At 57.9% G+C, this 13501-nt stretch carries 13 protein-coding genes; 6 read left to right on the forward strand and 7 right to left on the reverse strand.

Annotated features, from left to right (window positions below; genetic code table 11):
* Positions 1-24: 24 nt before the first annotated feature.
* Positions 25-2157, reverse strand: a complete 2133-nt coding sequence (pnp, locus tag B30_RS03320) for a polyribonucleotide nucleotidyltransferase (protein WP_009570596.1) — start codon at positions 2155-2157, stop codon at positions 25-27.
* Positions 2158-2397: 240 nt separating this feature from the next.
* On the opposite strand from pnp, the gene B30_RS03325 reads away from it, so the two are divergent.
* On the forward strand, positions 2398-3135 hold the full coding sequence (locus B30_RS03325) for an SGNH/GDSL hydrolase family protein (protein WP_009570597.1): 738 nt from the start codon (positions 2398-2400) through the stop codon (positions 3133-3135).
* A 132-nt stretch (positions 3136-3267) separates the two neighbouring features.
* On the opposite strand, the gene rpsO is transcribed toward B30_RS03325, so the two are convergent.
* Complete coding sequence (gene rpsO, locus B30_RS03330) at positions 3268-3537, reverse strand: 30S ribosomal protein S15 (protein ID WP_009570598.1); 270 nt, start codon at positions 3535-3537, stop codon at positions 3268-3270.
* Positions 3538-3687: 150 nt separating this feature from the next.
* Positions 3688-3984 carry a DUF5665 domain-containing protein gene (locus B30_RS03335; protein WP_009570599.1) on the reverse strand — a complete coding sequence of 99 codons (297 nt, stop codon included), beginning with the start codon at positions 3982-3984 and terminating at the stop codon, positions 3688-3690.
* A 174-nt stretch (positions 3985-4158) separates the two neighbouring features.
* Here B30_RS03335 and B30_RS21240 point away from each other — a divergent pair, with 174 nt between their 5' ends.
* A complete protein-coding gene (locus B30_RS21240; RefSeq protein ID WP_009570600.1) occupies positions 4159-5565 on the forward strand; it encodes a calcium-binding protein in 1407 nt (468 codons plus the stop codon).
* A 12-nt stretch (positions 5566-5577) separates the two neighbouring features.
* Here the strand turns inward: B30_RS21240 and B30_RS03345 are convergent, their stop codons facing one another.
* The 3 genes from B30_RS03345 to rbfA are packed head-to-tail and all read right to left on the reverse strand — an operon-like array spanning position 5578 to position 7475.
* Complete coding sequence (locus tag B30_RS03345; RefSeq protein WP_009570601.1) at positions 5578-6090, reverse strand: DUF1643 domain-containing protein; 513 nt, start codon at positions 6088-6090, stop codon at positions 5578-5580.
* 39 nt (positions 6091-6129) lie between these two features.
* A complete protein-coding gene (truB, locus tag B30_RS03350; RefSeq protein WP_009570602.1) occupies positions 6130-7038 on the reverse strand; it encodes a tRNA pseudouridine(55) synthase TruB in 909 nt (302 codons plus the stop codon).
* Entirely contained in the window at positions 7038-7475 is a 438-nt protein-coding gene (gene rbfA, locus B30_RS03355; RefSeq protein ID WP_009570603.1) for a 30S ribosome-binding factor RbfA, read from the reverse strand. Before rbfA ends, truB begins: the two co-directional genes overlap by 1 nt.
* Positions 7476-7577: 102 nt before the next feature.
* On the opposite strand from rbfA, the gene dapB reads away from it, so the two are divergent.
* Positions 7578-8399 (forward strand): 4-hydroxy-tetrahydrodipicolinate reductase, encoded by an 822-nt coding sequence (dapB, locus tag B30_RS03360; protein ID WP_009570604.1) that lies wholly within the window; start codon positions 7578-7580, stop codon positions 8397-8399.
* A 75-nt stretch (positions 8400-8474) separates the two neighbouring features.
* Here dapB and B30_RS03365 read toward each other — a convergent pair whose 3' ends face one another.
* Positions 8475-8681: a DUF1674 domain-containing protein gene (locus B30_RS03365; protein ID WP_009570605.1), complete on the reverse strand. Its 207-nt coding sequence runs from the start codon at positions 8679-8681 to the stop codon at positions 8475-8477.
* Between the two features lie 47 nt (positions 8682-8728).
* Between B30_RS03365 and B30_RS03370 the strand changes: the two genes are divergently transcribed.
* The 3 genes from B30_RS03370 to purH all read left to right on the forward strand — a co-directional run bounded on the left by B30_RS03370 (position 8729) and on the right by purH (position 13498).
* Entirely contained in the window at positions 8729-10021 is a 1293-nt protein-coding gene (locus B30_RS03370) for an RsmB/NOP family class I SAM-dependent RNA methyltransferase (RefSeq protein ID WP_009570606.1), read from the forward strand.
* A gap of 135 nt (positions 10022-10156) precedes the next feature.
* The gene (locus tag B30_RS03375; RefSeq protein ID WP_100220041.1) at positions 10157-11860 is read left to right on the forward strand and encodes a heparinase II/III family protein; all 1704 of its coding nucleotides are present in this window, start codon (positions 10157-10159) and stop codon (positions 11858-11860) included.
* Positions 11861-11908: 48 nt separating this feature from the next.
* On the forward strand, positions 11909-13498 hold the full coding sequence (purH, locus tag B30_RS03380) for a bifunctional phosphoribosylaminoimidazolecarboxamide formyltransferase/IMP cyclohydrolase (RefSeq protein WP_009570608.1): 1590 nt from the start codon (positions 11909-11911) through the stop codon (positions 13496-13498).
* The last annotated feature ends 3 nt before the right edge of the window (positions 13499-13501 follow it).

A 13501-nucleotide genomic window follows, 5' to 3' on the forward strand; every position in this document is an offset into this window, starting at 1 on the left:
TCTTATGTCTAACCAAAGAGCTGATTACTCAGCGACTTCCTCGGTCACGCCTTCTTCGCCAGTCGTTTGATCGACCATTTTCATGCCGAGGCGCACTTTGCCGCGGTCATCAAAGCCCAGAAGTTTCACGTAAACGTCCTGACCTTCTTTGAGAACGTCGGACGGGTGATTCAGGCGGCGGTTTTCGATCTGGGAGACGTGCACAAGGCCGTCACGCTTGCCAAAGAAGTTCACGAACGCGCCGAAATCGACGAGTTTCACAACCTTGCCTTTGTAGACCTTGCCTTCTTCCGGCTCTGCGACGATCGAATAGATCATGTCGTAGGCTTTCTGGATGGCTTCACCGTTGGCGGAGGCGATTTTGATGATGCCGTCGTCGTTGATGTCGACTTTTGCGCCGGACATTTCAACGATTTCGCGGATCACTTTACCGCCGGAGCCGATCACTTCGCGGATTTTATCAACCGGGATCTGCATGGTTTCGATGCGCGGAGCGTGGGCGGAGAATGCGCCAGCGCCGGACAGCGATTTGTTCATCTCGCCGAGGATGTGCAAACGACCTGCTTTCGCCTGAGCGAGCGCTTGTTTCATGATCTCAGGCGTGATGCCCGCGACCTTGATGTCCATTTGCAAGGAGGTGATGCCGGCTTCGGTGCCAGCGACTTTAAAGTCCATGTCACCCAAGTGATCTTCGTCACCCAAGATGTCGGTCAGGATGGCGAATTCGCCATCGTCTTCCAACACCAGACCCATGGCCACACCAGCCACAGCGGCTTTGAGCGGCACACCAGCGTCCATCATCGACAAGGAGCCACCGCACACAGACGCCATGGAGGACGAGCCGTTGGATTCGGTGATCTCAGACACGATGCGGATCGTGTAGGGGAAATCGGTGGCAGCGGGCAGAACGGCCTGAAGGGCGCGCCATGCGAGTTTGCCGTGGCCGATTTCGCGACGACCCGGAGAGCCAACACGACCCACTTCGCCCACAGAGTACGGAGGGAAGTTGTAGTGCAGCAGGAAGTTGGATTTGAAGTTGCCATGCAGCGCGTCGATGAACTGTTCGTCATCGCCGGTGCCCAGCGTGGTCACAACCAAGCCCTGCGTTTCACCACGGGTGAACAAGGCAGAGCCGTGGGTGCGCGGCAAAAGACCGGTTTCGCAAACGATCGGGCGGACCTGATCCAATGCACGACCGTCGATGCGCTTGCCCTCTTTCACCACAGTGCCGCGAAGCACGGAGGATTCGAGCTTTTTCAATGCAGAGCCGAGGTTTTCATCGGCCAGCTGGTCCTCAGTGAGGGTGGCTTTGATGTCGTCCTTGGCGGCAGACACCGCAGCAACGCGTTCTTGCTTGTCGGTGATCGCATAAGCGGCGCGCATTTTGTCTTCGCCTGCCGCTTTCACGGCGGCGAACAGCTCGGCATAATTCGGCACAGCGAATTCAAACGGCTCTTTCGCGCAATCTTCGGCCAGATCAATGATCAGGTCGATGACCGGCTGGATTTGCTCATGGGCAAAGGTCACAGCGCCGAGCATTTCATCCTCGGACAGCTCATAGGCTTCCGATTCCACCATCATCACGGCGTCTTTGGTGCCCGCAACAACAAGGTCCAAACGCTGCTCAGGGTTCGAGCGCAGGTTCTGCATGTCGTCGACTTCGGGGTTGAGGATGTATTCGCCATCCACAAAACCAACGCGACACCCGGCAATCGGGCCACGGAACGGCGCGCCGGAAATGGTCAGAGCGGCGGAGGCGGCGATCATTGCAACGACGTCCGGGTCATTGACCAGATCGTGCGACAGAACCGTACACATCACGAGGACTTCGTTTTTGAAGCCTGGCACAAACAGCGGGCGGATCGGACGGTCGATCAGACGCGCCGTCAGCGTCTCTTTTTCCGTCGGACGTGCTTCGCGTTTGAAAAAGCCACCCGGAACTTTACCGGCGGCATAGTATTTCTCTTGGTAGTGAACCGTCAGCGGAAAGAAATCCTGCCCCGGTTTTTGTGCCTTTGCAAAGGTCACGTTGGCCATGACCGAGGTTTCGCCAAGGGTGGCGATCACGGTGCCATCGGCCTGACGGGCAATCTTGCCCGTTTCCAGTGTCAGCGTCTCTTCGCCCCACTGGATCGATTTTTTCACTTCGTTGAACATCAAGTGTATCCTACTTGGGAGCTCTCCCGCCCCTGCGGGTCTCCCGATTGATTGGCGGCCCCATTGCCGCCGACCCCTCTATCCTAATCTCACAACGCCGGGGTCATTGCGTCACGTCTCAGATGAATCCGCCCATACAGCAATTCCTTGGTTTTGTAAAAGACTTCGTTCTGGCTGACGCATCCCAAAATTGACATAAACGCGTGCAAAACATAGTTAGAATCCCCCACGAGGTTTTAAGTGCAATTGAAATCCGGTTTTTATGGCCTGCTGGCCGCCCTTTTGTGTGCGCTATCTCTAGTCGGCGCGCCTCGCGATGCATGGGCCCAATCCACGCAAGAGACCGCGGCAGAGGATGAGGCCGCGCGCATTCTCGCCATAGGCGACTCCATGATGGCGTGGCATATGATTTCCGGCAATTCGATCGCGGATGCTCTGTCTGACGCGTTGGGTGAGCCCGTGGTCAACCGCTCTGTTGCGGGGGCGCGGATCATTTATGGCCTGCCGATCACTGGTGCGCTTGGGCTTAAAATCGCCAAACAATACCATGGCAAACCGTGGGATTGGGTGGTGATCAACGGTGGTGGAAATGATCTTTGGCTGGGCTGTGGCTGTGGCAAATGTGAGCGTAAGATCAACCGTATGGTGACGAAAAGTGGCACCAGTGGCGACATCCCGCAGTTGATCTCCCGCATCCGCAAAACCGGCGCGCGTGTGGTCTTTGTCGGCTATCTGCGCAGTCCCGGTGTTGATTCCGTCATTGACGCTTGCCGTCCAGCCGGTGATGCGCTTGAGGCGCGCCTGATACAGATGGCGGAGCAGATGGACGGGGTCTATTTTCTCTCCATCGCCGATCTCGTGCCTGATGGGGACCGCTCCTTTCACGGGGCAGACATGATCCACCCATCGAAGAAAGGGTCAAAAGCCATCGGGCGTATGGTGGCCGATCTCATTCGACAGGTCGATGAAAGTCGCTAGAGGCCGCTGAACCCCATAAAAAATCCCCCGGTTTCCCGGAGGATTTGTAAAATGCAAAGCGAAACCGCCCACACAACGCCTGAACGGTATCCCATAGGGAGGCGTAAGGCGCGGGGGCGATCTGCTTTTGGCTTAGCGACGCAGGCCCAGACGTTCGATGAGGGACTGGTAACGGGACTCGTCTTTGCCTTTGACGTAGTCGAGCAACTTGCGGCGCTGTGCGACCATCATCAAAAGACCACGACGGCCGTGGTTGTCTTTTTTGTGGATTTTGAAGTGCTCGGTGAGCGTGGCAATGCGCGAGGACAGAATGGCAACCTGAACTTCAGGCGAACCGGTGTCGCCCTCTTTGGTTGCGAATTCTTTCATCAGCCGCGCTTTTTCTTCAGCAGTAATCGACATCGGGGTCTCCTTTAAGATCAAAGGGTTATGGCACAGGCCGGGATGTCGTCCAGCAAGGCCCTTGGAGGGTGTTCTCAATCCGATCAACTGAGAATAGGCGCACTTAGTCGGATTCTGTCAAAAAGGAAAGGGGTTTGTGAGTCAGTTCTATTATTGGCCTGCACCCGCCTTTGCTGTTTCGTTCATGATCTCTGTTGCCATTTGCTTGGCCCATTCCCCGACAATCGGCACGACTTCCATTTGATTGAGAACATATCCCACAATCGACACAAGAATGGTGGCCCCTGCCACAGAGCCAAAGCCAAAGGCCAAGCCGCGCAGAAACTGAAACCACATCAATTTCCAATAAGAATCATGAATACGCACAAATTTATGCCGGTTAAAACGCGCCACCTCTTCGCGCAGCCCCTTGATATTGCTCGATAAGGTTTCGGTGTCGTCCGTCATGCTCTCCGCCTCACTTAGGGTATATTCGCACGCCCTTATTAGCGCCTTTTTTGCAAAATGAAAATTAACCTGCATTAACAGACATTTAGATTAACTTGTTCGGAGTTTCTCCCTTTCATTTTTAGGCGAATGGCGTAAGTTGGAACAGGGTGAATATGTGTGAGGAATGGGTGGATGCTTTGGGCATTGGCGTTGTTAGGGCTGCTTCCTGCGGCATTCGCGGTCAGCGACATGGCGATGGCGTCTGATGAGGCTGATCCATCAGACGATGCCACTGACGAGACTGTCGAGGATAGTACAGAGACCACCACGGACACGGTTGATCTTGTCGATCCCGTGGATGAGGCCGATCTTTCGGAAGGGGTTGATCCAGCATCCGTGGACACCACCGCCGATGACCCTGGCGAAGATTACATCGTGTCTCTCGGTTCCGGCGAAACCCAATTTGAAAATTTTATCAGCGGCGAAGACCAGGTGACCCTTGATCTCAGCGATGGCGGAACGGGTGAATTTGTCATTGAGCCAATGCTCGATGACAACGGTGCAGAAATAGGCACAAGCCTGTCCTATCTTGAGGGCCAAGGCGAAACCACTTTGTCCTTCCTCGGTCTCAAGGAGCTGCCGGTCGATGATATTTCCGTGCTGATCACTGACCCGGACACATTGGACACACACCTCTTTTCGCTCAGCGAGCTTGGTGATTTTGGGGCGATTGATCCAAATGATCCCGATGCCCCTGATGTGGCTGGCCCGTCGGGGAGCGCCGAGGACAACGTGCTGACAACCAATGATCCCGATGTGCCCGATGTCGCAGGGCCTGTGGGAACCGCCGATGATGACGTGCTCAGCCCAAACACGGATGGCACCCCTGTCGGTGGTGCGCCAACGGGCTCACTGACTGGCGAGACGGTCGAGTATACCTTGGGCGATAATGGCGAAACTTTCATTCTGGCTGATGATGCGATGCAGGGTGGCACGGATGCCACGCTCGCATTGGATGACAATGACATGCCGACCATCGACACCGAAGGGACGCTCAATATCGTCACGGGTGGGGCGGGTGATGACACGATCGCAGCGGGTGATGATGCGGCCATCATTGATGGCGGCGCGGGCAATGACACGATCTATGGCGGGGATGGCACGGCCATCCTGTCGGGTGGCGCGGGCGATGACGCGATCTATGCGGGCAATGATACGGGTTCCGCTTATGTGCTGTCCGGGGATGACGGTGCAGACCATCTCTATGGCGGCGATGGTGACGACACGATTTTGATGGATGCCAATGATGTGGCTGAGGGGGGTGCGGGGGCGGATAGTTTCTGGCTCTACTATGACGCCAGCGCCGGGGTCGGCCATGCAGAAATCACCGATTTTGATCAGGGCGAAGACATGTTGCGCGTGACCCTCAACCCCGATGACACCTATTCCGGCACGCTCGATGTCGAGGTCAGTCAGACCGAAGACGGCCTGTCGAGCCAAGTGATTGTGAATGGCGATGTGGTCGCGGTGCTGTACGGCTCCCCCAATGTCACGGCGGCTGATGTCGTGGTCGAACTCAGCCCCTCGGCCCTGTCCTAAACGCGCCTTGCCTTATGTCTGCGGCCAAAGCTCCGGCTTTTGGGTGTAGGCAATATAGAGCGGGTGTTTGGGATGCCCGGCCTTGGACAGGCCAAGATGAAACAAATCCCGCCCCGTGTTTCGCAAAAGCCGCTCCATATCGGCACCGCGATTCAAATGCGCGCCATGGGTGCCCCAGGCACAGACAATCTGATCGGCCCAAAGCGCAAATTCCGCAATCGTCGCGTCATTTTCCGGGCCAACAGGATCCGCCGCCTGCCGCATCTTTTTCGGATCTGTGTCGCGCCACGCGAAAATATTGGTGACGCAAAACGATCCAAACCCCAAAGTCCGCGCCCGCCGTTCACAGCGTTCCACAGTCGGATCGTTCTGAACTTCTGTGGCAGTCGATGGGTTCAGCATGACAAAAAGCGCCTTGCGCCCCTCTGGTTCCCATGTGCGGACCAACGAGTAACGATAGCGTTCGCAATCGGAATAGACGGCGGTCGAGGGCGCATCGCCTTTGATATGGGTGCGGGTGATCATCGGCGTTGAATGGCGTGTTCTGCGGATCAGATCAAGCCTTCAGAGGTTGAAAACCCGCGAGGGGTGCAATTCACCGCCCATATAGCGGCCAACGGCCAAGGGTTTGCCTTCAAATGACGCCCAAACCTCGTCGCCATATTCCACCCCATCTGCGGGATAGACCATGCCGGGATTGCCGTTCTTAAGCCGCACCGCGCCTTCGGGGGTGCAGCGCACCTCTTCGAGATCAGACAGCCCCTCTTCGACGGGCCGGATGTAGGCGTCGAGCGCTTCGGTCTTGGCCAATTTATCAATGGTGTCCACGGTGATGCCGTCTTCGGCGTCCCATGGCCCGGACCAGTTTCGGCGCAGCCATTGCACATGACCGAAACAGCCCAAAACCTCACCCAAATCGCGGGCAATCGCGCGGACATAGCCGCCCTTGCCGCAGACCATTTCAAGGATCACATGATCTGCGTCCACACGCTCGATCAGGGTCAGTTCATCGACAAATAGAGGTCGGGAGGCGATCTCGAACGCTTCGTCGGCGCGGGCCAGTTTATAGGCGCGCTCTCCGTCAATTTTCACCGCCGAAAACTTTGGCGGCACCTGCATGATGTCGCCGACAAACTGCGGCAAAGCGGCTTCGATTTCTGCGTCTGTTGGGCGGCTGTCGCTTTCAGACAGCACCTCGCCTTCGGCGTCATCGGTGTTGGTCGATTGGCCCAAACGCACGGAAAAACGGTATGATTTCAATGCATCCGTGATGTAAGGCACGGTTTTTGTCGCCTCGCCTAGGGCCACGGCTAAAACACCGGTTGCCTCTGGATCAAGCGTGCCGGCGTGTCCGGCCTTTTGCGCGTTCAACGCCCAGCGCACTTTGTTGACAACCGAGGTCGAGGTGATGCCAGCAGGTTTGTCCACGACCAACCAGCCGTGAACCTCGCGGCCCTTTTTACGACGCGCCATTACTCTTCTTCATCCCCATCAGGGGTGTCATCGGGCGTGTCGCCTTTTTGAATGTCGCGCTGAACCCGTTCGTCGGAAAAAATCCGGCGGGTCTCGTCCATCCGGTCAAACGTATCGTCCAAGGCAAAGCGCATTTCGGGCGTGTGTTTGATGCCCAAAGCCTTGCCGACCTGATGGCGAATTTCGCCTTTGTTGCGGCGCAAGGCCTCAAGGGCGGCGTCGGCATCTTTGCCACCCAGTGGCAGGATATAGGCGGTTGCGACCCGAAGGTCCGATCCCACACGCACCTCGCCCACCGTGATCGACATCATGGTGAGATCTGGATCGTGAATTTCACCGCGCGCAAGCATTTCAGAGAGACGACGCCGAATGGCCTCGCCAATGCGCAGGGTACGATGCGAACCGCTGGGTCCGCCGGAATGAGAACGTTTTGCCATGGCCGCGAGATAATCCCGATTGACCTTTCATGCAAGCGGGCTTTGCCAAACTCTTCGCCGCACGCTAAACCACGCCAACACATTCGTCAGGAGACCAAAGACATGAGTGACATCCCCGGCACCCTCCCCGGTATCGTGATCACCGGCGCATCCGGCCGTATGGGCCAGATGTTGATCAAGACCATTGTGGCCTCTGATAAATGTAAACTCGCGGGCGCGATTGAGCGCACGGGGCATGATTGGGTTGGCCGCGATGTCGGCGAGGCCATGGGGGGCACGGCGCTGGGCGTGACGGTCACCGATGATGCGTTGGAGGCGTTTTCTCAGGCGCAAGCGGTGATTGATTTCACCGCCCCCGCCGCCACGGTGGAATTCGCAGCCCTTGCGGCGCAGGCGCGGTGCGTGCTTGTGATCGGGACCACAGGGCTGAGTGAGGATGACTTGAATAAACTGTCGCTTGCGGCGCATCACGCCACGATCATTCGGGCGGGCAATATGTCGCTTGGGGTGAACCTTTTGACCAAGCTAACAAAAATGGTCTCTGCCGCCTTGGATGCCGATTACGACATCGAAATCATCGAGGCCCATCACAACAAAAAAGTCGATGCACCATCTGGCACGGCTTTGATGCTGGGCGAGGCCGCCGCCGAAGGGCGTGGGGTGTCGTTGAACGATGTGCGCGAGTCTGGACGGGACGGCATTACGGGCGCGCGCAAACGTGGGGATATTGGGTTTTCGGCCATCCGTGGCGGCGACATTATTGGCGAACATGACGTGATGTTCGCGGGCGAGGGGGAGCGGATCATCCTGCGCCATGTGGCGTCTGATCGGTCGCTTTTTGCCAAAGGCGCGCTGAAGGCCGCGATTTGGGGACAGGGGCAAAAGCCCGGCGAATATGATATGCTCGACGTGCTTGGGCTTTGATCCCGTCTTTACCGTGATCTCAATACTCAAAAGAAAGCCCGCAGATTTCTGCGGGTTTTCTTTTAGCGCTGAGGATCAAAAGTCAATCGCGAGGCCCTTTTTTTCCCAATCGCCATAGCGCACGGGTTCTGGGCCCTCACGACCGCCCAACTCAATTGGCATCTGTGCCAACGCCGCTTCGCGGGCTTTGCGACGCTCTTCGGCTTCGGCCAAAGCGCGCTGAGCGGCGGCGGGCAAATCCGTCTTTGTATCTAGGGCGGGCTTTTGTGTATCGTCGCTCATCGAGAAATCCTTGTCCGGCTTGCCCTTCTGATATACTCGCCAATGCCATGAAAACAAGATCAACCAACACCCCATCCGCAGTTGCGGGGCTTGAAGCCCGGCGTGCCGCTCTGGCGCTGCTTGACGCCATTTTGGTGGAAAAGCGGCTTTTGTCCGAAGTGCTGTTGCTGCGCACCAAAGATTTGACGCCCGAAGACCGGGCCCGCGCGCAGCGATTGGTGAGCGAATGTTTGCGGGTGATGGACCGTTGTGATCGGATGCTTGGCCCGCATTTGACCAAACGCCCCGCGCCGCATGTGATGAATGCGCTGCGCCTTGGGGTGTATGAAATCTGTGCCGTGGGGGAGGCGGCGCATGGGGTTGTAAATGCCTATGTCGCTTTGATGCAAGAACGCGCCAAGGCCAGCCATTTCAAAGGCTTGGTCAACGCGGTTTTGCGCAAAATCGACGCCAGCAAAGACAAATGGGACGTGCTGCCCGCACCGATGATGCCGAAATGGCTGCGCAAACCGTTGATCGCGGATTTCGGCAAAGAGACTGTGGCTCTGATGGAGGCGGCCCACGCGAAGGGTGCGCCGCTGGATTTGAGCATAAAGGGCGACATGGCCGGATGGGCCAAGACGCTGGGCGGCACGGTGCTCCCCACGGGCTCTCTGCGACTTGATCCGTCGGTTCAGGTCACCAAACTTGAGGGATTCGCCGAAGGCGCATGGTGGGTGCAAGACGCCGCCGCCGCTTTGCCTGCGCGCATCCTCGCGCCGCGCTCAGGTGAGCGTGTGTTGGATATGTGTGCCGCACCGGGCGGCAAAACCATGCAGCTTTCTGCGGCTGGGGCCATTGTGACGGCGCTCGATATTTCCGAATCCCGGATGAAGCGCGTGCAAGAAAACCTGACGCGCTGTGGCTTGAGTGCCGAGATCGTCGTCAGTGATGCACTTGAATATGAGGGTGGGCCGTTCGATGCGATCCTGCTCGACGCGCCCTGTACGGCGACGGGCACCATCCGGCGTCACCCGGACCTGCCGCAGGTCAAGGATGGCTCCGATTTTCCCGGCCTGTTCGAGTTGCAAGAGCATCTGATTGACCGGGCTTTGGGCCTACTCAAACCCGGTGGACGGCTGATTTATTGCACCTGTAGCTTGCTCATTGATGAGGGCGAAGAACAGGTGCGCGATGCCAAGTTGCGCCACCCTGATTTGGTTGTTGATCTTGATGCGCTCAAGATCGAGGGCGTTGATCCCGACTGGATCGGTGACGAAGGGCTACGAACACGGCCTGACTATTGGGCGGATTTTGGCGGATTGGACGGATTCTTTATCACGGTTCTGCGCCGGGGCTAAAATCGCAGCCATTTCCCAATGACATCCCGGCCCCCGCCCGCTATCTTTGTAGCTAAACGAAAATGGCCCGAAAACAGGGTGAGGCAGGCCCGAATGTCAGACAGCGAGGATTGGCGCGCAAAGACCGTTCGCCGCATGAATCAGTTTCATGCGTGGCGTGCCGCGCGTTCAAAGCCCGCGACCGGATTTGTTTCACAGCCTGAACCCAAATCCATCGGCTCTTTTGCGCGGGGACGGCAACTCATCGCCGGAAATTTTCTGTTTTCAGGTTTTTTGATTGAGGCGCCGAACACGTCGATTTGGGATTTGGACGCGCCGAGTTCCGCCTTTGTCGAAGAGTTGCATGGCTTTGCCTGGATGGATGATCTGGCTGCCGTTGGCGACATCAATGCGCGCACACGGGTTCAGGACTGGATCGAGGTCTGGATGGACCGCTATGCGCGCGGATCGGGGCCGGGATGGACGCCGGATCTGACCGGGCGTCGCCTGATCCGTTGGATCAATCACGCGCTGTTTTTTCTGTCGGGTCGGGAGGCGGAGGTCTCCAATGCCTTTTATCAAACCCTTGCCCAGCAAACGATTTTTCTGTCACGCCGTTGGCAAACGGCCAGTCCGGGCCTGCCACGGTTTGAGGCGTTGACCGGGTTGATTTACGCCGGGTTGTCGCTTGAGGGCATGGAGGAACATGTGTCCCCCGCCGTCACTGCGCTGGCGCATGAATGCGAGACTCAGATTGATGCAGAAGGCGGTCTGCCGACCCGTAACCCCGAAGAGTTGTTGGAAGTGTTCACACTTTTGACCTGGGCCGCGAGCGCTTTGTCCGAGGCCGGGAAAATCGCCGAAGAGGCGCATTTGGCCGCGATAGACCGCATTGCCCCGACTCTGCGTGCGTTGCGCCATTCCGATGGCGGATTGGCGCGGTTTCATGGCGGGGGACGTGGCACTGAGGGCCGGTTGGATCACGCTTTGGCCTCGTCGGGCAACAAGGTCGCGCCGGGCGAAGAGCTGCATATGGGCTATCTCAGGCTCTCGGCTGGACGCACGTCGATCATCGTCGATGTGGCCCCGCCTCCGGCGCTTGAAAGCTCGTTCAATGCCCATGCCTCGACCCTTGCTTTTGAGCTGACATCTGGGCGGCGTCCGTTGATTGTCAATTGCGGGGCAGGGGCAAGTTTTGGCCCGGAATGGCGGCGCGCCGGGCGGGCGACGCCGTCGCATTCGACGCTTGGCATCGAGGGGTTTTCCTCGTCGAGGCTTGGTCCGAAAAAGATCATCGGCGGGCATTTGCGCGAATATCTGGTCGATGTGCCGACCGATGTGCGCCTTGAACGCCGGGTCTCGGAGGATGGCGGCGGGTTCGTCGCCGGACACAATGGCTATATGCGCACCCATGGCTTGACCCATGTGCGTCAGATCGAATTGTCACGCGATGGCCGCGGGATTGCGGGCGAAGACACCTTGGCCACGATCACCGCCGCCGATGAGGCGCAATTTGACCGGATGATGGACCGGTTGAAGCTTCAGGGCATCCCGTTTCAGGTCCGGTTTCACCTTCATCCCGACGTGGATGCGGAACTGGATATGGGGGGCGCGGCGGTGTCGATGGCGCTCAAATCCGGAGAGGTTTGGGTGTTTCGCCACGATGGGCGGGCGAAATTAAGCCTGGAGCGGTCGGTTTATCTCGAAAAAACGCGATTAAAGCCGCGTGCGGCGAAACAAGTGGTTCTATCTGCGACCGCAATGGATTATGCGACGCGCGTCCGTTGGACTCTCGCGAAAGCGCAGGAAACGCCCACGACGCTCCGCGATCTTGAGATGGACGACGAGACTTTGAGTTGATCAGCGCTCTGATCTGACCTGCATTCGAGCTACCTTGGGGACTGCCACATGACCGACCTTTACCCTGTGCGTCGCGCACTTCTTTCCGTTTCTGACAAAACCGGCCTTATCGAGCTGGGCCGCGCCTTGGCCGGAAAGGGTGTCGAGCTTTTGTCCACGGGCGGCTCCGCCAAAACGCTGCGCGATGCGGGTTTGGAGGTGAAAGACGTCTCTGAGGTGACGGGGTTCCCGGAAATGATGGACGGCCGGGTCAAAACGCTGCACCCGAAAGTGCATGGCGGTCTTTTGGCGCTGCGTGACAATGCCGAACATGTCAAAGCGATGGACGAGCACGGGATTGGCGGTATCGACCTTTTGGTGGTGAACCTCTACCCGTTTGAGGCCGCTTTGGCGCGGGGTGCCGACTATGATGAGATGATCGAGAACATCGACATTGGCGGGCCCGCGATGATCCGTGCCTCGGCCAAGAACCACGGGTTTGTCGCCACTGTGGTCGATGTCGAAGATTACGATGCGCTGATTGCCGAGCTTGAGGCAAATGACGGTCAGACCACCTATGCGTTCCGTCAAAAGCTGGCGCAAATCGCCTATGCCCGCACCGGTGCTTATGACGCCGCAGTGTCCAATTGGATGGCGGATGCGATTGGCGAGACCGCGCCGCGCCGCCGCGTGGTGGCTGGTCAGATCAAACAGACCCTACGCTATGGTGAAAACCCGCACCAATCTGCGGCGTTTTACACCGATGGGTCGGATCGTCCCGGCGTGGCGACGTTCACCCAGCATCAGGGCAAAGAATTGTCCTACAACAACATCAACGACACTGATGCGGCGTTTGAATTGGTGGCCGAATTCGACCCGGAGGAAAGCCCCGCTGTGGCGGTGATCAAACACGCCAACCCATGCGGCGTGGCCAAGGGCGCGACGCTTTTGGAAGCCTATCAAAATGCATTCGATTGTGACCGGACCTCGGCGTTCGGCGGCATTGTTGCGCTGAACCAAGCCTTGGACGCAGAAACCGCCAAAGCCATCACCGAGATTTTCACCGAAGTGGTGATTGCCCCCGGCGCGTCAGATGAGGCGAAAGCGATTTTTGCCACCAAAAAGAACCTGCGCTTGTTGACCACCGAAGGCCTGCCGCAGGTGTTGGCCAAGCTGAACACCATTCGTCAGGTCGCGGGCGGCTACCTGTTCCAAGACAAGGATGCGGGTTTTGTCGGCATGGATGATTTGAAAGTCGTCACCGAGAAAGCGCCGACACCCGAGCAGATGAAAGACCTGTTGTTCGCGTGGAAAGTGGCCAAACACGTTAAATCCAACGCCATCGTTTACGTCAAAAACCAAGCCACCGTGGGCGTCGGTGCGGGGCAAATGTCGCGTCTCGACTCCGCATTGATCGCGGCGAAAAAGGCCGAACGTATGGCCGAGGCCATGGGCCTGCCGCAGCCGTTGACCATTGGCTCCGCTGTGGCGTCTGATGCGTTCTTCCCCTTCCCTGACGGGTTGTTGGAAGCGGCGGCCGCGGGCGCGACCTGCGTCATCCAACCGGGTGGCTCGATGCGCGACAACGACGTGATTGATGCCGCAAACGAGGCCGGGCTTGCCATGGTCTTTACCGGCATGCGTCACTTCCGTCACTGAGGG

Source organism: Celeribacter baekdonensis B30 (assembly GCF_000299875.1).
GTDB lineage: Bacteria > Pseudomonadota > Alphaproteobacteria > Rhodobacterales > Rhodobacteraceae > Celeribacter > Celeribacter baekdonensis_A.

Excerpts from the sequence above, each read along its gene's own strand:
- pnp (WP_009570596.1), bottom strand. The coding sequence starts at position 2,157 with ATGTTCAACGAAGTGAAAAAATCGATCCAGTGGGGCGAAGAGACGCTG.
- rpsO (WP_009570598.1), bottom strand. The coding sequence starts at position 3,537 with ATGTCGATTACTGCTGAAGAAAAAGCGCGGCTGATGAAAGAATTCGCA.
- B30_RS03335 (WP_009570599.1), bottom strand. The coding sequence starts at position 3,984 with ATGACGGACGACACCGAAACCTTATCGAGCAATATCAAGGGGCTGCGC.
- B30_RS21240 (WP_009570600.1), top strand. The coding sequence starts at position 4,159 with ATGCTTTGGGCATTGGCGTTGTTAGGGCTGCTTCCTGCGGCATTCGCG.
- B30_RS03345 (WP_009570601.1), bottom strand. The coding sequence starts at position 6,090 with ATGATCACCCGCACCCATATCAAAGGCGATGCGCCCTCGACCGCCGTC.
- truB (WP_009570602.1), bottom strand. The coding sequence starts at position 7,038 with ATGGCGCGTCGTAAAAAGGGCCGCGAGGTTCACGGCTGGTTGGTCGTG.
- rbfA (WP_009570603.1), bottom strand. The coding sequence starts at position 7,475 with ATGGCAAAACGTTCTCATTCCGGCGGACCCAGCGGTTCGCATCGTACC.
- dapB (WP_009570604.1), top strand. The coding sequence starts at position 7,578 with ATGAGTGACATCCCCGGCACCCTCCCCGGTATCGTGATCACCGGCGCA.
- B30_RS03365 (WP_009570605.1), bottom strand. The coding sequence starts at position 8,681 with ATGAGCGACGATACACAAAAGCCCGCCCTAGATACAAAGACGGATTTG.
- B30_RS03370 (WP_009570606.1), top strand. The coding sequence starts at position 8,729 with ATGAAAACAAGATCAACCAACACCCCATCCGCAGTTGCGGGGCTTGAA.
- B30_RS03375 (WP_100220041.1), top strand. The coding sequence starts at position 10,157 with ATGAATCAGTTTCATGCGTGGCGTGCCGCGCGTTCAAAGCCCGCGACC.
- purH (WP_009570608.1), top strand. The coding sequence starts at position 11,909 with ATGACCGACCTTTACCCTGTGCGTCGCGCACTTCTTTCCGTTTCTGAC.